Source organism: Kitasatospora sp. NPDC058965 (genome assembly GCF_042741245.1).
Lineage (GTDB): Bacteria > Actinomycetota > Actinomycetes > Streptomycetales > Streptomycetaceae > Kitasatospora.
The window spans coordinates 1-17,836 of the sequence record NZ_JBHYKG010000094.1; the positions used below are offsets into that span (position 1 = coordinate 1).

A 17,836-nucleotide genomic window follows, 5' to 3' on the forward strand; every position below is an offset into this window, starting at 1 on the left:
GCAGAACGCCGACACCCCTGCCGTCGCCCGCCCGGAGTACCGCGGCCACGGCTCGGCGGCGGTCACCACCCGCAGCCCGAGGCCCTCGAAGTCGATGTGCCCGCTGGGCCGTTCCAGGTGCAGCTGCGGCGGGATCTCCCCGTGGTGCAGCGCCAGCACGGTCTTGATCAGTCCGGTGACCCCGGCGGCGGCCTCCAGGTGGCCCAGGTTGCTCTTCACCGAGCCCAGCAGCAGCGGCTGTTCGGGATCCCGGCCGGCCGGCAGGCCGAGCGCCGTGCCGAGCGCCCGCGCCTCGATCGGGTCGCCGAGCGGCGTGCCGGTACCGTGCGCCTCGACGTAGTCCAGCCGCGGCCCGTCCCCGTGCTGCTGGTGCACCTCGGCGAGCAGGGCGAGTTGGGCCTGCGGGTTCGGGGCCAGCAGCCCGTTGGACCGACCGTCGGAGTTGACGGCGGTGGCCCGGACCACGGCCAGCACCCGGTCGCCGTCCCGCTCGGCGTCGGCGAGGCGCTTGAGCACCACGACGCCGCACCCCTCACTGCGGACCATGCCGTCCGCACCCGCCGCGAACGGCTTGCAGCGGCCGTCCGCCGCCAGTGCACCCGCCCGCCGGAAGGCGAGGGTGACCACCGGGGAGAGCAGCAGGTTCACCCCGCCCGCCAACGCCGTGTCGCTCTCGCCGGACTGCAGGCTGCGCACGGCGTGGTGCACGGCCACCAGCGAGGAGGAGCAGGCCGTGTCGACGGCCAGGCTCGGGCCGCGCAGGTCCATGCTGTACGAGAGCCGGTTCGCCGCGATGCTGAGCGCGGACCCGGCCGGGGCCAGCGGGTCCACCAGGTGCGGCGCGGCCGTGGTGAGCCGGGCGTACTCGTTGCCGCTGATGCCGACGAAGACCCCGGTGCGACTGCCCGCCAGGCTCGGCGCGGGGATCGCCGCGTGGTCGAGCGCCTCGCGGGCCACCTCCAGCAGCATCCGCTGCTGCGGGTCCATCAGGGCGGCCTCGCCGGGCGGGATCCCGAAGAAGTCGGCGTCGAAGCCGGCGACGTCCGCCAGGAAGCCGCCGTGCGGCGGCACCTCGGCGGCCTCGCCGGCCGGGAGGAACGGGTCCCAGCGCCCGGGCGGGACGGTGCCCACCGCGTCGCCGCCTTCGGCGAGCAGCTGCCAGAACGCCGCCGGCCCGTGCACCCCGCCGGGCAGGCGGCAGCCGACGCCGACCACCGCGACCTCCGCCTGCGCGGCCGGCGCGGGCGCGGGCCGTTCCGCCGCTCGTGCGGGGCCGGCCGGGGCCTGCGTCAGCCGCCGGACCAGCAGGTCCGGGGTCGGTGCCTCCCAGAGCAGGGTGGCGGGCAGGTCCCGCCCGGTGAGGGCGCGCAGCTCGCCGGCCAGCCCGACCGCGTCCCGGGAGGTGAGGCCGAGCTCGGCGAACGGACGGTCCCCCCGCACCTCGGCCGGATCGAGCCCGTACCGCTCGGCGAGCCGCTCGCGGACCGTCGCCAGGATGCGGGCGCGCAGCTCGTGGTCAGACATCCGCCGCCACCTCGTCGTAGTCGCCCGCCAGCAGGCGCTCGCGGCAGGCCGAGCGGGAGATCTTGCCGCTCGACGTGCGCGGCACCGTGCCCGCCGGGACGAGCACCAGCCGCTCCAGCCGCACCCCGTGGCGCGCCGAGAGCAGCGCCCGGGCCGTCCGCTCGGCCCCGGCCCGCAGCGGCGCGTCGATCCGGACGCCGCGCCCGACCTCCGCGACCGCGACCACCGCGCCCGGCCCGGCGGCGGCCACCACGGCCAGCCGGTCGCGGCGCACGCAGTCCAGCTCCGCCTGGACGGTCTCCTCCAGGTCCTGCGGGTAGTGGTTGCGGCCGTCGAGCACCAGCAAGTCCTTCAGCCGGCCGGTCACCACCAGCCGTCCGCGCAGCAGCGCGCCGAGGTCGCCGGTGCGCAGCCACGGCCCGGGCCGGCCCGGCACGCCCGCCGCGAACAGCTCGTCGGTGCGGCTCGCCTGCTTCCAGTAGCCGGCGCCGATGTTGGGGCCCTGCACGCGGATCTCGCCGACCCGGCCCGCCGGCAGCTCCCGGCCGGTGCCGGGGTCGGTGATCAGCACCTGCTGGCCGGCCGGCGGGCCGCAGTCCACCAGCGGGACCAGACCCGGCCCGGGCTCCGGACGGCAGGTCAGTTCGCCCGCCGCGAGGTCCGCGGCCGCCACGTGCAGGACCTGCGGAGGCTCGTCCTTCGGATGGGCCGTCACCAGTACGGTGGCCTCCGCCAGTCCGTAGGACGGACACAGCGCCGCGTCCCCCAGGCCGGCCGGGGCGAACGCGGCCCGGAACCGCTCCAGCGTGCCGGCCCGGACCGGCTCGCTCCCGTTGATCAGCAGCTGCACCCGGTCGAGCCGCAGACCGGCGGCCTCCTGCGGGTCGACGCGCGCCGCGCTGTAGTCGTACGCGAAGTTGGGCGCCGCGCTGATCGTGCCCGGGTAGCCGGCGAGCAGCCGCAGCCAGCGGGCCGGCTCCTCCAGGAACGCCACCGGGTCCATCAGCACCGAGGGGAAGCCGCCGATCAGCGGTGCGGCCACCCCGAGCACCAGCCCCATGTCGTGGAAGAGCGGCAGCCAGCTCACCGCGGTGGTCCGCGCCGCGTGCAGGTCGAAGGCCCGGAGGGCCTGGCGGGCGTTGGCGGCCAGGTTGCCGTGACTGACCATCACCCCCGACGGGGAGCGGGTCGAGCCGGAGGTGTACTGCAGGTAGGCGGTCTCCTCCGGCGCGGGGTCGGCGAAGGCGACCGGGTCGGCCGGGCGGCCGCTGCCGGTCCGGTCCACCTGGAGCAGCGCGCCGGGTGCGATGCCGTGCCGGGCGAGGAAGTCGGCGACGGCGGACGCCGTGGCGCCGTCGGTGAGGACGCACGACGGCTCCGCGTCCGCCAGCACGGCGGCCAGCCGGTCGGCGTGACCGGGCAGGTCGGGGGAGAAGAGCGGCACCGCGACCACCCCGGCGGTCAGGCAGCCGAGGAAGCCGGTCACGTAGTCCAGGCCCTGCGGCAGCAGCAGCGCGACCCGGTCGCCGGGCGCGGCGGCCTCGCGCAGCCGACCGGCCAGCAGGCCCACCCGGTCCGCCAACTGCTGCCAACTGACCGAGTGGTGGCGGCCGACCCCGCCGGGTGCGGAGAAGTCGACGTGGGTGAAGGCGCGGTGCGAGCCGCGCTCGGCGGCCCAGTGGGCCAGGTGCGCGCCGGGCGGGGCGGTGGGGGAGAGGGCCATCGGGGCTCCATCGGATCGGGGCGGCGGACAGCGCGGGTGGCGGCTGCCGTGGCGTCGCGTGGGGGGATCGGCCGGGGACCAGCAGGGCGTGGCGCGGGGGATCGGCCGGGGATCAGAGCGGGATGTTGCCGTGGCGGCGCAGCGGCGGATCGGACCGCTTGCCGCGCAGCGCGCGCAGGCCCCGGACGATCTGGCGCCGGGTCTCGTGCGGGGCGATCACGGCGTCCAGGTATCCGCGCTCGGCGGCCAGGTAGGGGGTGGCGACGGTGGCCTCGTACTCCTCGGCCAGCTTCTCGCGCAGCGCCTGCGGGTCGTCCGCCTCGCGCAGCGCCGCCCGGTGCAGCACGGTCACCGCGCCCTGCGCCCCCATCACGGCGATCCGCGCGGTCGGCCAGGCCAGGTTCAGGTCCGCGCCCAGGTGCTTGGAGCCCATCACGGCGTACCCGCCGCCGTACGCCTTGCGGACCACCACGGTGATCAGCGGCACCTGGGCCTCGGCGTAGGCGTAGAGCAGCTTGGCACCGCGCCGCACGATGCCCGCGTGCTCCTGGCGGACCCCGGACAGGTAGCCCGGCACGTCCACGAAGGTCAGCAGCGGGATGCCGAAGGCGTCGCAGAACCGCACGAACCGGGCGCCCTTCTCGGAGGCGTCGATGTCCAGCGCCCCGGCACCGTGCAGCGGCTGGTTCGCCACCACGCCGACACTCTCACCGGCCACCCGGCCGAACCCGCAGACCAGGTTGGGGGCGAACAGCTCCTGGATCTCCAGCAGGTCACCGTCGTCGAGGACCCGGTGCAGCACCTCCCGCATGTCGTACGCCTGCTGGTCGGTGTCGGGCAGCAGGGTGTCCAACTCCCGGTCCCGGGCGGTGATGCCGGGCTCGTCCCGGACGGGGTGGCGGGGCGGCGGGTCGCAGTTGTTGCCGGGCAGGTAGGAGAGCAGCACCCGGACGAAGTCGATCGCGTCCGCCTCGTCCGCGGCGAGGTAGTGGGCCGTCCCGCTGATCGCGGCGCTGGTCCGCCCGCCGCCCAGCTGCTCCGCCGTGGCCACCTCGCCGGTCACCGCGCGGACCACCTCGGGTCCGGTGACGAACATCCGGGACCGGCCGTCCACCACCACGGTGAAGTCGGTCAGCGCGGGGGAGTAGGCCGCCCCGCCGGCGCAGGGCCCCAGGACGAGCGACAGCTGCGGCACCACCCCGGAGGCGCGGACGTTGCGCCGCACCACCTCCGCGTACAGCGCCAGCGCGGCGACCCCCTCCTGGATCCGGGCGCCGCCCCCGTCGTTCAGACCGACCACCGGGCACCCGGTGCGCAGCGCGTGCTCCATCACCTTCAGCACCTTGTGGCCGAACGCTTCCCCCATGCTCCCGCCGAACACGCTCGCGTCCTGCGCGAACACCGCGACCGGCCGCCCGTCCACCGTCCCGTACCCGGTGACCACCCCGTCCCCGGCCGGCCGCCGCCCCGCCGTCCCGAACGCCGTGCTGCGGTGGCGCACCAGCGCGTCCAGCTCGGTGAAGGACCCCGGATCGAGCAGCAGCGCGATCCGCTCCCGGGCACGGTCGGCCGGTGCGGGGGCGGGCGGGGCGGGGGTGGGGGAGACCTGGGAACGTGTCATGGTCGGCCCAGTATTCGAGCGGCCGGGCGGGGCCCCTAGTGAGCGCCGTGACACGCCCGGGCGCCGCGGTTGTCGTCGGCGTGACAAGGGGACGGGGTGACCTGCGGCTGCGCCGGCGCGCGGGACGCCGGGAACTGCTCGCCCGGAGGCGGGCCCTAGCCACGCCGGGGTCCTCGTACCGGGTCGGTCCCACGGCCTCCGAGGTCCTCCCGGACCCCGTTCCCCGCCCCGCCGGCACCGGCGCCACCGTGTGCCGACCCCGGAGCGGTGGGGGTAGAAATGGCGTATGGGCAAGCAGCCGACCGGCGACCGACCCGCAGGGGCGCGGCCCCCCTCGCGCTTCGGCCTGCACACCGTGGCCGGCCAGGCGTTCCTCTGGCAGCTGACCGTCCTGCTGCTGCTCGCCGGGATCGCCGTCACGGTGCTGGTGCTCAAGACCAGCAACGACGCCCAGAACGACGCCCGGCACCGGTCGCTCGCCGTCGCGGCGGGCTTCGCGCACGCCCCCGGACTGGTCCAGGCGCTGCAGGCGCCCGACCCCACGGCGCTGCTCGCGCCGCTCGCCCTGGCCGCCCAGCAGCAGTCCGGCGTCGACTTCGTCGACGTGCTCAACACCGCCGGGATCCGGTACACCGACCCGGTGCCCGCACTGATCGGCCAGCGCGCCCAGGGCGACATCGAGCGGGCCGTGGCCGGACAGTCCTTCACCGAGGTCTTCACCGGCTACCCGCAGAACGCCGTCCGGGCGCTCGTCCCCGTCCAGGACGCGAACGGCAAGGTGGTCGGACTCGTCACCACGGGCGTGCAGACCACGAACATCAGCGCCACGGTGAACCGCCAGCTGCCGGTCCTGATCGGCGTCGCGACGGGCGCGCTGGCGCTCTCCGCCGGCGGGGCGGTCCTGGTGAGCGGTCGACTGCGCCGGCAGACCCACGGTCTCGGCCCGGTCGAGATGACCCGGATGTACGAGCACCACGACGCCGTGCTGCACGCCGTCCGCGAGGGCGTGCTGATCCTGGACGCCGACCGGCGGCTGGTGCTGGCCAACGACGAGGCGAAGCAGCTGCTCGGCCTGCGCCCCGGCGCGGAGGGCCGCCGGCTCGACGAACTGGGCCTCGACCCGGCCACGGCCGAGCTGCTCGGGTCCGGGCGGATCCTCACCGACGAGGTGCACCGGTCCGGGGACCGCCTGCTCGCCGTCAACCTGCGGCCGACCGGCGACCGCGGCGAGCCCGGCGGACTGGTGGCGACCCTGCGGGACACCACGGAGCTGCGGGTGGTGGCCGACCGGGCCGAGGAGGCCCAGGAACGGCTGCGGCTGCTGTACGACGCCGGCACCCGGATCGGCACCACCCTGGACATCGTCCGCACCGCGCAGGAACTGGCGGACGTCGCGGTGCCCCGGCTCGCCGACTTCGTCAGCGTCGACCTGCTGGAGGGCATGATGCGGGGCGACGAGCCGCGTCCGGGGCCGGTCACCGGCGCCGTGCTGCGCCGGGTGGCCCACCGGTCCGTGCGGGCGGGCGCGCCGGAGTCCGTGGTCCGGGTCGGCGACGCGGACTTCTACCCCGAGGACTCGCCCCAGCTCCGCAGCCTCGCCACCGGTCGCTCCGGGCTGCACCAGGAGCAGGACGCGGCCGTCGCGGCCTGGCTGGCGAAGGACCCCGCCCGCGCCGCCAAGTGCCGCACGTACGGGTTCCACTCCTGGATCGCCGTCCCGGTGGTCGCCCGGGGCACCACCCTGGGCGTGGTGGACTTCGTCCGCTCCCAGCACCCCGAGCCGTTCACCGAGGGCGACCGGGCGCTGGCCGAGGAACTGGTCGCCCGGGCCGCCGCGGCGCTGGACAACGCCCGCCGCTTCGCCCGCGAGCACAGCACGGCCCTCACCCTGCAGCACACGCTGCTGCCGCAGCGCCTGCCGGAGCACTCCGCGGTCGAGGCGGCCTTCCGGTACCTGCCGGCCGACCAACGGCTCGGGGTGGGCGGCGACTGGTTCGACGTGATCGGGCTGTCCGGCACCCGGGTGGCGCTGGTGGTCGGCGACGTGGTCGGACACGGCATCCAGGCCTCCGCGACCATGGGCCAACTGCGCTCCGCCGTGCGGACCCTCGCCGACGTCGACCTCGCCCCCGACGAACTGCTCACCCAGCTCGACGACCTCGTCATCCGGCTGGCCGCCGACACCACGACGGATCCGGACGCGGGGACGGCCGGAGAGATCGCCGCCACCTGCCTGTACGCCGTCTACGACCCGGTGTCCGGCCGGTGCGCCCTGGCCAGCGCCGGGCACCCCGCACCCGCAGTGGTCCACCCCGACGGCACCACGACCGTGCTGGACCTGCCCGCCGGCCCCCCGCTCGGCCTGGGCGGGCTGCCCTTCGAGGCGGTCGAGACCGTGCTGCCCGAGGGCAGCCTGCTCGCCCTCTACACCGACGGCCTGGTCACCTCCCGGCAGCGCACCCTGGACACCGGCCTCGACCTGCTGCGCCACCTCCTGACCAGCAGCCCGGACGGCTCGCTGGAGGCCCGCTGCGAGCAGGTGGTCCGCGCGCTGCTGCCGGACCACCCCGCCGACGACGCCGCCCTGCTGCTCACCCAGGTCCGTCGCCTCGACCCCGCCCGGATCGCGACCTGGGCGGTACCGGCCGACTTCGCGGCCGTCGCCACCGTCCGGGCGGACGCGGTGCGGCGCCTGTCGGAGTGGGGCCTGGCGGAGGCCGCCTTCGTCACCGAACTGGTCGTCAGCGAGCTCGTCACCAATGCCATCCGGTACGGCGTCGAGCCGATCGAGCTGCGGCTGATCCACGACCGCACGCTGATCTGCGAGGTCTCCGACGCCAGCAACACCGCCCCCCACCTGCGCCGGGCCCGGATGTTCGACGAGGGCGGCCGCGGCCTGCTGCTCGTGGCCCAGCTCACCGAGCACTGGGGGACCAGGCAGGGCCCGCACGGCAAGACCATCTGGTGCGAGCAGGTGGTGGAGGCCGAGAACTGACGGCGGGTCGGTCGGGAGCGGCCGAGGGCCTCCGCAGGGCGCCGTCGACCCGGACCTCCTGCGCCGCGGCCTGCCCGACCGCGGTCGCCACAGGCCCCCCGGGGCGCCGTGGCACCGGTTGCTCGGCCGCCCCGCTACGCTCCGCCGGGTGCCGGGGTCAGGACGCGGCCCCCGTCACGCCCGCGGCGACGAACCGGCGGTGCATGGGGTTGAACGTGATCTCCGGCTGCCCTTCGATGCCGACCTTCTCGATCGCCGCGGCCAGCCTCTCCTCCATGAAGCGGTTGAAGTCGTCCGCCGAGTTCCACACGTCGATGACCTGCAGGCCGTCCGCGTCGAACCAGGCCACGTGGAGGACGGCGCCGTCGGGCGTCTCCTCCTCCCAGCGGACCAGTTCGCGGACCGCGTCGTACTGCTCGGGCTTGGTGCCCGGCCAACGGAGGGACAAGACGACAGTCATGACGTTCTCCCATCGCTCTCCTGCTTCCCACTTCCCAGGCTACGCGCGGGCCGCGGGCCCAACACTTCGCCGGAGCAGGGCGGGCCGGGTCGGTCGGGCACCGGGGAGGGCGGCGCGTCCCGCGGCCACCAGGTGATCGAAAATAGTGTGAAACATCCACCGGGCCCCACCCCGTCATAGGGCGGACACCGCGAGAGGACGGAGGCGGCAGTGGGGACAGCTGGACGGCGAGCAGCCGTGGAGGAGGAGTTCGTTGCGTTCGCGACGGCCCGGTCCGGGCAGCTCTACCGGTCGGCGTACTTCCTGACCGGCGGCGACGGGCACCTCGCCGAGGACCTGGTGCAGGAGACGCTCGGGCGGATGTACGGGCAGTGGCACCGGCTGCACCGGCCGGGGTGGGCCGGGCGGATCGACAATCCGGCGGGCTACGCGCAGACCGTGCTGGTCCGCGCCTACCTGTCGCACCAGCGTCGGCGGAGCAGCAGCGAGCGGCCCAGCCACGTGCTGCCGGAGGTGGTCGCGCGCGAGTCGGACGCGGCGCTGCGGCTGGCGCTGGTCGCCGCGCTGGCGCAGTTGCCGCCGCGGGACCGGGCGGTGGTGGTGCTCCGGTACTGGGAGGACCGCAGCATCCAGGAGACGGCGGCGATCGTCAAGGACAGTTCGGCGGCCGTGCGCAGCCGGTGCACCCGGGCGCTGGCGCGGTTGCGGGAGTTGTTGGGCAGCGACCTGGAGGAGTTGGTGGGGCAGTGAGCGCGCACGGAGCAGGCAAGGGCGAGGACGAGCGGTTCGAGGCACGGCTGAGCGCCGTCTTCGGGCGGGCGGCGGACGGACTCGGGACGGACGGCGCGGCGCAACTGGTCGAGGGCGGCCTGGCGCAGGGGCGGCGGCGCAGGCGGGGACGCCGGCGCGCGGTGATCGCGGCGAGCGCGCTGACGGTGGTCGTCGCGGTGGGGGCGAGCACGCTGACCGTTGCGGCCTCGGGCGGGGTGCCGGGGCGCACCTCGGCGGCGCTGACGACCGCCTCGCAGGGCGCACCGGCGCCCCTGGACCACGGGGTGACGATCCTGCTGATCGGCTTGGAGTCGACGACCGACGCCCAGGGCCGGCCGGTCTCCGCGGACCTGCGGCGCGGGGACCTGCACGCCGGGTCGGACGACCTGGACACGACCGACACCCTGATGCTGGTGCACATCCCGGCCGGCGGGGGGACGGTGCGTCAGCTCTCCATCCCCCGGGACGTGCTGGTCAGCCCGGGAACGACGATCAACCAGGTCTACCCCGCCGCCGAGGCCGCCGCGGCGAGCCGACTGCGCGGCCAGGGGCTCTCCGGCACCGAGCTGCGCTGGCAGGCGCGCGAGGCCGGCCGGACGGCGCTGATCCGGTCGGTGCAGCAGCTGGCCGGGATCCCGGTGGACCACTTCGCGGAGCTGTCGATGACCGGGTTCTACCGGGTCGCGCAGGCGGTCGGCCCGGTGCCGGTCTGCCTGAACCACGCGGTGGACGACCCGTGGAGCGGCGCGCACCTGCCCGCCGGGCCGTCCGCGCTCGGTCCGGCCCAGGCGCTGGCCTTCGTGCGGCAGCGCCACGGCGTGGCCGACGGCTCCGACCTGGCCCGGACCCGGCGGCAGCAGGCGTTCCTCGCCGGTGTGCTGCAGAAGCTGCGCAGCGAGGGCGTGCTGGCGGACGCCGAGAAGCTGTCGGCGCTGTACGGCGCCCTGAAGGACGACCTGGTGGTGGACCAGGGCTGGAGCCCGGTCGACCTGGTGCGTCAGGTCCCCGCCTTCACGCAGAACAAGTCGACGGCCTCGACCCTGCCCGTCCACGTGCAGGGCAACCGGCTGACGGCGGACCCGGGCAAGGCGCAGCAGATCCTGACCGGCCCTGCCGACGCCGGGCCCCCGAGCGGGGACCAGGTGCCCTGCGTCGACTGACGGCCCGGTCCCGGCCGGCACCGGTCTTCCGTCCGTTCAGCTCGCCGGACCCAGCCCCTCCGGAACGGCGGACACCACGAGGGCGACCGCTTCCTCCGGCGTCTCGAAGCGGGAGAGCAGTTCGCCGCCGTGCCACACCCCGTAGCGCCCCTCGTCGTTCGGGCGGATCACGTACCCGGCCCGTGATGTCCGGTACTCCGTACGGCTCGTGGCGAACCAGAGGTCGAAGTGGCTGTTGACCGGCATCAGCCGGCGGAGCGCCGGTTGGGCGTAGGCCGCCGCCAGCAGGGCGTGGGCGCGCGGGTGCCGGTCGTAGGGCGGGACGTGGATCCGGTCGAGCTTGGACCACCACGCCAACTCGACCGCACCGAACGGCTCCCGCTCGTGGGCGAGGGCCCAGGGCCGGAACTCGACGAACGGGGCGCGCGCCCGGGTCTCCTCCAGACCCAGGCCGGCCAGCCACGCCACCGTCGCCGTGACCACCTCGGCCAGGTCCGCGGTCCACCCGTAGGCCATGAGGGTGCCGTGGTCGTGGAGGCTCGCCCGGAAGCCCCGCTCCCGGTCAGAGGGCGGGCGCACCAGCACCCGCTTGCCGCTCCCCACGTCGACGTACTCCGCGAGGCGACCCCAATCCTGGTCCGACTCCTGCAGGACGAGACCGAGTTCCTCGGCCGTGCGCCTCAACGCGGCCCGGAGAACCCCGTCCTCGTCCCAACTGCTCTCGCCGTGCCCCGCCCCGTGGTCCATCGGACCAGTGTGCCGGATCGGTCGGTCTGCTCAGCGGGCCGGCGGGGTGAGGACGGTGCGGTCGAACGGGCCGCCGTGCGAGGCGGCGTGGGCGACGGCGTCGTTGACGGCGTCGAGGCCGAACGACCGGACCCGTTCCGGGGCGAGGAGTCGGACCATGCCGACGTTCGCGGTCCGCGGGTACATCCACTGGCCGCGCACGGTGACCGAGTTGCGCATGAGCCACGGGTACGGGAGGGCGAGGTCGCCGCCGCCGAGCATGCCGACGCCGCCCATCAGGACGACGCGGCCGTATTCGCGCACAGTCATGGCCGCCGTGCGCGCCACCGCACTGGGTGCGCTCGGCGGTAGCAGGTCGATCACCACGTCGATCGGGCCCTCGGCCGCCGCGGACATCGCCGCACGGTCGGCGGCCTCGTCCCCGCTGAGCGGGACCGGCCGCACGAGCGGACCGAACCGGTCGGCGAGCAGGTCGAGCGCGGCCCGGTTGCGGCCCGGGGCGACCACGCGGCCCGCCCCCATGGCGAGCGCGACCGCGACCGCGCTGCTGCCGAGGTTGCCGGTGGCCCCGCTGACGAGCAGCGTCTCGCCGGCGGCGAGCCCGCCGGCCAGCAGCCCGCCGTACGGGATGACGTGCACGCCGAGCGCGGCCCAGCGGGCCGGGTCGTCCCCCGCCGCCGCGGGCAGCGGGTAGGCGTTCTCCGTCGGGATCCGCATGAGCTCGGCGAACGATCCGTCGTGCAGGTGTTCGGCGAGCCGCGCGCCGCCCTCGCCGCGGGAGCTCCAGCCCTGGAGCGTGATGTCGGGCGCCAGCGCGTCGTCCCGCGAGCGCACCGTGCAGTCGCACCACACCAGGTCGCCGACCCGCAGCCGGGTGGCGTCCGGGCCCACCCGGACGACCCGTCCCACGCCGCCGATCCCGGGCACCACCGGCGGGACCAGGGGGTAGTTCCGCCGGCCGCCGAAGACCTCGGCCGCGTAGGGCGCCACCGCGGCGGCGAGGACCTCGACCAGTACCTCGCCGCCGCCGGCCTCGGGGTCGGGCACCTCCCGCACCGTGAGCGGGGCGCCGAACTGCGTCAGAACTGCTGCTCGCACGTGATGGCCTCCGTGTTCGTCCGTGTTCGTCGGGGTTCTTCAGGACCGACACTAGGAGTCGTGCCACCATGCGGGAAGCGACGATCACGCATCCGTGGTATGCGTATGACGCATGGACATCTCCAGCACGGGACTACGGGTCCTGCGGCAGATCGCCGAGTCCGGCAGCTTCACCGCGGCAGCCAATCAGCTCGGCTACACCCAGTCGGCGGTCTCGCGCCAGGCCGCCTCCCTCGAACGAAGCGCGGGCACGGCGCTGTTCGAACGGCGCCCCGACGGAGTGCGGCTCACCCCCGCCGGGCTGACCCTGCTGCGCCACGCGCGCACGATCCTGGACTGCCTGACGGCGGCCGAGCACGACCTCAACGGCACCGTCCCGCGCGCCGAACTGGTGCGGCTCGGGCTGTTCCTGAGCGCGGGTGCGGCCCTCCTGCCGCCCGCACTCACCCGCCTCGCGGCGACCGACCCGCAGATCACGGTCACGACCACCGAGGGCACCACCCCCTCCCTGATCCGGGCCCTGCGCGCGGGCTCGATCGACCTCGCCGTCCTGACGTCCCGCCCGCCTCACCGACCCTTGGACAGCGAGTCGCCGCGCCTGCACACCGAGACCGTGGCGGAGACCGAACTGGTCGTGGCGGTGCCGTCGACCGGTGAGTTCGTCGGCCGCACCGCGGTGCACGTCGACGACCTGGTCGACGCCCGGTGGATCGCCACCCCGGCGTCGAACGCCGAGCCCCTGCTCGGCGTCTGGCCCGGCCTGCCCGGACGGCCGCGCATCGTGCACTCCGCGCGCGACTGGCTGACGAAGCTTCAACTGGTCGCCGGCGGCTTCGGGGTGACCACGGTCCCCTCGGGGCTCGCGCCGGTGCTGCCGCCCGGGGTGAGCCTGCTGCGCGTCGAGGGCGCACCTCCCGAAACCCGCCGGGTCCTCGTCGCCCGACTCCCCGGCCGCCCCTCTCCGGCGATCACGGCCGTCATCCGGGCCATTGCCGCGACCGCCTGAGACGTGCCCGTCGGGTTTCGCCCTGCCTGATCAGGATTCGTCCTTGCGGCTGCCCCCTCTGGAGCCCTGGCCGAAGAAGAAGCCCAGGATCATCAGAAAGGCGCTACTGACAATCTCGGACGGCTGAGTCTTCTGGAACATCAACACGGTGAGTGCAGTGCCGAAGCCCAACAGGAGCACCGCGCCGACAAGGGCCGCGACGGTCTCTCGGGTGAACCAGCGATCGCGGCGCCGGTCGGCCAGCGAAGCCTTGAGCTCGGCTATCCGGATCTGGCGTTCGAGTTCGGCGGTGTTCACTTCGGCTTCCTGCTGACGGAGGATCTGCGCCTCAGTGAGGTCTCTGATGGCTCCGTGAACGGCACTCGCCTCCGCGGCATTCGGCTGCCCCATCTCGTCAACGGCCTGTTCGAGGCGCGTGACGGCAGATCCGACCGTGTGGTCCAGGAGGTAGCCGGCGAGGTGCCGGCGCTGCAGACGCAGCGCGTCCATGATCGTGACTTCGAAGCGGAGAAGTTTTCCGTCGTCGTCCCGGTAGCTGATCTCCCTCGCGCTGGTGCGGCGAACGGCCTCATCGATCAGGTCGAGTTGCCGCCGTGCATCGTCCCGGTCGGCCGGTGCGCCCAGTCGGATCCCGTAGTGGCGGATCACGTGCGCGAAGGCTGTCAGGGCCACGCTCTCAAGCCGTGCCTGGGAGATAGCTGGATCACTCACGGAAGATCCCAACTGTGCGGCAAATCAGGTTGGTTGACGGCACCAACCAGCCTGACCGGCAAACTGGGATCCGAAACCGCCGGCACTGGGGCGAGTGCTCCCACTCAGGACCCGGCGCCCGGTGGCGCGGGCATGCGGGAGGTGGCGGCTTCGCGCCACGGCGACGGGCCGTAGGCGGCGCTGAGGAGTGCTCATCAGCGGGGTGCCCACTTGCGCTTCAGGGTCACACCGACGCGGGCCGCGGCGTATCCCACCAAGGCCGAGACACAGGGGAAGAGCCAATCGGGCAGGAAGTCGGTGCCACCGTCCGGCGGCGGGACAACCACCTCGATCCACAAGAGGCCGATGGTGGGCAGGGCCCACAAGGCGGTGATTCCGATCGCCGCCCCCAGCCGCTGCCAGGGGTGGCGCTGCATGTATCCCGGGACCGGTGGCCGCGTGCCCTTTCGCGCGGGGATGCTCAAGGCTGCAGCAGAGCTGAACGGCCCCAGGAGGAAGAGGGCGTAGGCCATGGCGCGATGGATGCCGTCGGCTCCGCCGGCCCCCCTGTAGAGCGTGAAGGCGACCGCACCCCACAGGGTCAGGGCACCGGCATCCCGCCACTGCGGTCCGGTGGGTACGGACGGGACAGGGGGAGCAGACCGAGGTGGCGAACTCGGTGGCGCAGTGGGTGCCTGTCTGTCGGCCGGCTGCTTCCGATGGTAGGTCGCAACCGTGTAGGCCGTGGAGACGACGGCGGCGATCCCCGAGGCGGCGGTCCAAATCTCCATGCTGGTGGCCTCCGGCCTGATCGGTGGGCGGGGAATCGCGAGGGCCGTCGCCTCGGACAGCGTGGGATGTCCGAAGATCCGTGCGGCTGCGCGGAGCAGGTGTGGCGGAGTTCAGTGGCTAGCACCAGGGATGTTGCCGTCGATTCGGCCCTGGAAAGCAGGCAGGGCGGTACTTATCCCGTCACCGACCCGGCGCAGTGTCCTGGCCAACCGGGGGAGGGACTCGTCGGGCCGGACCATGGCGGCCAGGACTGCGACGGGCCGGCGGCCGGTGGGGTGCATGATCGGCACCGCGACGCAGGCCACGCCTTCGACGACCTCCTCGCGGTCGAACACGACCCGACGCTCGCGGACGGCCTGAGCCTCTTGCGCACTCAGGACCACGTCGGCCGGCCGTGGTGGTGCGGGCTGCCAGGCGAGCAGCGCCTTCGCGGCGGCCGTGTGGCGCGGCCAGGTGGCTCCGGACTGGTCCTGCGGGGCCAACCCGATCACCTCCCCCGGCACCCCGCGGACCAGCACCACGTGCCCGTGGACCCAGACCCCGACACCGACACAGGCCCCCGTTGCCCGCGCCAGGCGGGGCAGCGGTTCGCGGATCGCCGCCATGAGCGCCGGGCTGGGGTGCCAGGACCGGGCCAGCGAGTGCACGCGCGGGCCCATGGAGTACCGCCCGTTCCGCTTCTCCACTGCGCCCAGCTCGTGCAACTGCTGCAACAGGCGGTGAACGCTGGCTTTCGGCAGGTTCGTTGCTCGGGCCAGTTCGGTCGGCCCGGCCTCACCCGCTACTTGCAGGACGTCCAGGATCGCGAATGCTCCCCGAAGGACGCTCCGGCCACCTGACGGTAACTCATGTTTATTGGTAGTAAAGGATGTTGACGACTCCATCTGGTCGGTCACACTGAAACACTAGGACACCGGCGCCCGTTCGCGACACTCTTCGGGCATGGCCGTGGCCCGGTCGCGATTGCCCTACTCCTGAGGGACGGCGCGATCGTCACGGCGCTGCGACAGGCTCGCGCGATCGCGGAGGTCATGGTGAACGGTGGTGCGGAACCGGCCACCCTGGTCCCTTGGCCACCTGCTCCCCGCCCTGCCGCTGCTGATCATGGCGCCGATGTGCGCGGGCACTCCCACCGTGGTCCAGGCCGGCGCCGCGACCCGTCAGTCCAGGCTGGACAGGCCTCAATGCCCTTCGGTGGCACGGCGCATGGCGCGGCGGGCGCGTTGGGGTGCGGCATCGTCGCGTTGGAGCTGGATGGCCTGGTTGGCGGACATGGCGATGCCGTTGAGCTCGAAGGCGATCTGGGCCGGATCGGCGTTCGGCGGCAGGTCGCCCGCCTCGACCGCCGCCGCGGCGAGGTGCTCGAGGTGGGCCAGCCAGCGGCCGGCGGCCTGGGCGACGGCGTCGCGGACCGGGCCGGGCCGGCCGTCGAACTCCGTGGCCGCCGCAGTGAGGAAGCAGCCGCCCTCGGCGATTCCGCCGTGCTCGAGGTAGTCGATCCAGGCGTCGCACAGGTGGTGCAGGCGTTCGAGGCCCGTCGCGGTGCGGGGCACCCTGGCGAGAACCAGCTGGCGGAACTGCTCGATGGCGGCGTCGAAGGTGGCCAGTTGCAGTGATTCCTTGGAGCCGAAGTGCCCGTAGACGCCGGCCTTGCTCATGTCCAGGTCGTCGGCGAGGCGCCCGATGGTGACCCCTTCGAGGCCGTCGTGGGCGGCGATCGCCACGGCGCGGTCGAGGATCCTCGCCCGGGTGTCTCGGGCTTCTGCGGCTGAGCGTCGGGGCATGGCCCAACTTTAGCAAACGCCCGTGCGCTAATGACATACGAACGATCGTAAGCTAAAGTCGCCGACGTGGTGAGCCGGCGGCAACTGCCCGCCCGCGGCCGCATATCGACCAACGAAACGAGCAGGAGGCGACAGGATGCGGATACGACGACTGGGCTGGGCGGGAATCGAGATCGAGGCAGCCGGAGGACGCGCCGTCATCGACGCGGTCACGGCGATGCCCCAACTGGCCCAGATCATCGGCCCACCGCGCACCGAGCTCCTGCCGCCGGCGGGCGCGGTCGACCTGGCACTGGTGACCCACCTGCACGAGGACCACACCGACGCGGCCGCCCTCGCCGCGGCCCTCGCCCCGGACGGGCTCCTGCTGCGCCCCGCCCCCGCGGAGGGCACCGCGCGCGAGACCGTGGACACCGCCGCCGCCGAGGCCGGCCTGGCCGAGCACAAGCTGCCCGCGATGATCGTGGAGCCCTGGCAGAGCGTCAGCGCAGGGCCGTTCACCGCGACCGCCGTTCCCGCGGTCGACGGGCTGGGCGCACCACAGGTGTCCTGGGTCGTGGAGGCGGGCGGTCGCCGAATCCTCCACTGCGGCGACACCCTCTTCCACGGGCACTGGTGGCAGATCGCCCAGCGCCTGGGCCCGTTCGACGCGGTCTTCCTGCCGGTCAACGGAGCCATGTGCACCTTCCCGCACCTGCACCCCGCGAGCCCGTTCCCCGTCGACCTCGACCCCGCACAGGCAGCTGCGGCAGCTCAGCTGCTGGGTGCCCGGATCGCGGTGCCGATCCACTACGACACCCTCCACGCCGTCGGGGTGTACGAGCAGGTCGACGACCCGTCAGGGGCGTTCACCACCGCGTGCGACAAACTCGGCGTGGCCAGTCGGGTGCTCGAACCCGGTGACACCCTCGACCTGCCCGCCGGCAACGGCGACGCCCGGAACGACAGGACAGGGGTCAGTTGATGATCACTTCGGAATGAGGTGAAGTACGCCCCTGCATCGCTCAACGCCGGGAACCCCCAGGACGTCACCCAGCCCATACCGCTCTCGGAGGCGGTCCTACCGGTCCGCGGTCCGCGGTCTGCGGCGGCGGCCTCGCCGCAGACCGCGGCGGCTGTTCGCAGATCGGGGCGACGACTTCGACAAGTACTGCCGCCTGCTGCGGAGGCGCGGCATCACGCCGCATCCGAGCATCGTGCTGGCTCCTCCTAGGCGACGATCCTGTAGGACGTGGAGGCGGAAAGCCGCGACTCCTTGCCGGTGACCTTGACGCGGACCGTGGGCAGCGTCGAGTCGTACAGGATCAGCTCATGGACGAACCGACCGTTGTCATCGGCCTGGATGGTGGCCGAGTTGTTCGAGTCGGTGTCGTACTCCAGGGTGAGCAACTCGTCCGGCAGGAAGCCCGTCCCCTTGACCGTGCAGGCCGTCCCGTTGACCGCAGTGCTGCACGCAGTCACGCCA

General features: G+C 74.0%; 16 protein-coding genes and 1 pseudogene. 6 read left to right on the top strand and 11 right to left on the bottom strand.

Translation table 11 applies throughout. The features are described from left to right. The 3 genes from ACFW1A_RS17755 to ACFW1A_RS17765 form a co-directional block, all read right to left on the bottom strand. Positions 1-1,524 (bottom strand): type I polyketide synthase (locus ACFW1A_RS17755; protein ID WP_380410016.1); only part of this gene is annotated, 1,524 nt, incomplete at its 3' end. Then, positions 1,517-3,247 (bottom strand): fatty acyl-AMP ligase, encoded by a 1,731-nt coding sequence (locus ACFW1A_RS17760; RefSeq protein WP_380410017.1) that lies wholly within the window; start codon positions 3,245-3,247, stop codon positions 1,517-1,519. The genes ACFW1A_RS17760 and ACFW1A_RS17755, both read right to left, overlap by 8 nt. Positions 3,248-3,359: 112 nt before the next feature. Continuing rightward, positions 3,360-4,868: an acyl-CoA carboxylase subunit beta gene (locus ACFW1A_RS17765; protein ID WP_380410018.1), complete on the bottom strand. Its 1,509-nt coding sequence runs from the start codon at positions 4,866-4,868 to the stop codon at positions 3,360-3,362. Positions 4,869-5,154: 286 nt separating this feature from the next. Between ACFW1A_RS17765 and ACFW1A_RS17770 the strand changes: the two genes are divergently transcribed. Further along, on the top strand, positions 5,155-7,863 hold the full coding sequence (locus ACFW1A_RS17770) for a SpoIIE family protein phosphatase (RefSeq protein ID WP_380410019.1): 2,709 nt from the start codon (positions 5,155-5,157) through the stop codon (positions 7,861-7,863). Positions 7,864-8,020: 157 nt separating this feature from the next. Here the strand turns inward: ACFW1A_RS17770 and ACFW1A_RS17775 are convergent, their stop codons facing one another. Continuing rightward, positions 8,021-8,323, bottom strand: a complete 303-nt coding sequence (locus tag ACFW1A_RS17775; protein ID WP_380410020.1) for a hypothetical protein — start codon at positions 8,321-8,323, stop codon at positions 8,021-8,023. A gap of 210 nt (positions 8,324-8,533) precedes the next feature. Here ACFW1A_RS17775 and ACFW1A_RS17780 point away from each other — a divergent pair, with 210 nt between their 5' ends. Both ACFW1A_RS17780 and ACFW1A_RS17785 read left to right on the top strand, forming a co-directional pair. Continuing rightward, positions 8,534-9,073 (top strand): SigE family RNA polymerase sigma factor, encoded by a 540-nt coding sequence (locus tag ACFW1A_RS17780; RefSeq protein ID WP_380410021.1) that lies wholly within the window; start codon positions 8,534-8,536, stop codon positions 9,071-9,073. Continuing rightward, on the top strand, positions 9,070-10,254 hold the full coding sequence (locus tag ACFW1A_RS17785; protein WP_380410022.1) for an LCP family protein: 1,185 nt from the start codon (positions 9,070-9,072) through the stop codon (positions 10,252-10,254). The genes ACFW1A_RS17780 and ACFW1A_RS17785 overlap by 4 nt, the downstream gene beginning before the upstream one ends. Positions 10,255-10,290: 36 nt before the next feature. Here the strand turns inward: ACFW1A_RS17785 and ACFW1A_RS17790 are convergent, their stop codons facing one another. Together ACFW1A_RS17790 and ACFW1A_RS17795 are read right to left on the bottom strand one after the other, a co-directional pair. Further along, entirely contained in the window at positions 10,291-11,001 is a 711-nt protein-coding gene (locus tag ACFW1A_RS17790) for a DUF6193 family natural product biosynthesis protein (protein ID WP_380410023.1), read from the bottom strand. Positions 11,002-11,031: 30 nt separating this feature from the next. Next, positions 11,032-12,099, bottom strand: a complete 1,068-nt coding sequence (locus ACFW1A_RS17795) for an alcohol dehydrogenase catalytic domain-containing protein (RefSeq protein WP_380410024.1) — start codon at positions 12,097-12,099, stop codon at positions 11,032-11,034. Positions 12,100-12,211: 112 nt separating this feature from the next. Between ACFW1A_RS17795 and ACFW1A_RS17800 the strand changes: the two genes are divergently transcribed. Further along, on the top strand, positions 12,212-13,105 hold the full coding sequence (locus ACFW1A_RS17800) for a LysR family transcriptional regulator (RefSeq protein ID WP_380410025.1): 894 nt from the start codon (positions 12,212-12,214) through the stop codon (positions 13,103-13,105). 30 nt (positions 13,106-13,135) lie between these two features. Here the strand turns inward: ACFW1A_RS17800 and ACFW1A_RS17805 are convergent, their stop codons facing one another. The 4 genes from ACFW1A_RS17805 to ACFW1A_RS17820 form a co-directional block, all read right to left on the bottom strand. Further along, entirely contained in the window at positions 13,136-13,816 is a 681-nt protein-coding gene (locus tag ACFW1A_RS17805; protein WP_380410026.1) for a hypothetical protein, read from the bottom strand. 194 nt (positions 13,817-14,010) lie between these two features. Beyond that, positions 14,011-14,328, bottom strand: coding sequence for a hypothetical protein (locus ACFW1A_RS17810; protein WP_380410027.1), 318 nt, complete (start codon positions 14,326-14,328; stop codon positions 14,011-14,013). A 369-nt stretch (positions 14,329-14,697) separates the two neighbouring features. Then, a complete protein-coding gene (locus ACFW1A_RS17815) occupies positions 14,698-15,483 on the bottom strand; it encodes an IclR family transcriptional regulator (protein WP_380410028.1) in 786 nt (261 codons plus the stop codon). Positions 15,484-15,768: 285 nt separating this feature from the next. Further along, positions 15,769-16,371 (bottom strand): TetR/AcrR family transcriptional regulator, encoded by a 603-nt coding sequence (locus tag ACFW1A_RS17820; protein ID WP_380410029.1) that lies wholly within the window; start codon positions 16,369-16,371, stop codon positions 15,769-15,771. Positions 16,372-16,507: 136 nt separating this feature from the next. On the opposite strand from ACFW1A_RS17820, the gene ACFW1A_RS17825 reads away from it, so the two are divergent. Together ACFW1A_RS17825 and ACFW1A_RS17830 are read left to right on the top strand one after the other, a co-directional pair. Further along, on the top strand, positions 16,508-17,335 hold the full coding sequence (locus tag ACFW1A_RS17825; RefSeq protein ID WP_380410030.1) for an MBL fold metallo-hydrolase: 828 nt from the start codon (positions 16,508-16,510) through the stop codon (positions 17,333-17,335). A 39-nt stretch (positions 17,336-17,374) separates the two neighbouring features. Then, positions 17,375-17,555 (top strand): annotated as a pseudogene (locus ACFW1A_RS17830) (IS5/IS1182 family transposase); the annotation flags it as partial. Between the two features lie 25 nt (positions 17,556-17,580). Here ACFW1A_RS17830 and ACFW1A_RS17835 read toward each other — a convergent pair. Further along, positions 17,581-17,832, bottom strand: a complete 252-nt coding sequence (locus ACFW1A_RS17835) for a hypothetical protein (protein WP_380410031.1) — start codon at positions 17,830-17,832, stop codon at positions 17,581-17,583. Positions 17,833-17,836 lie beyond the last annotated feature (4 nt).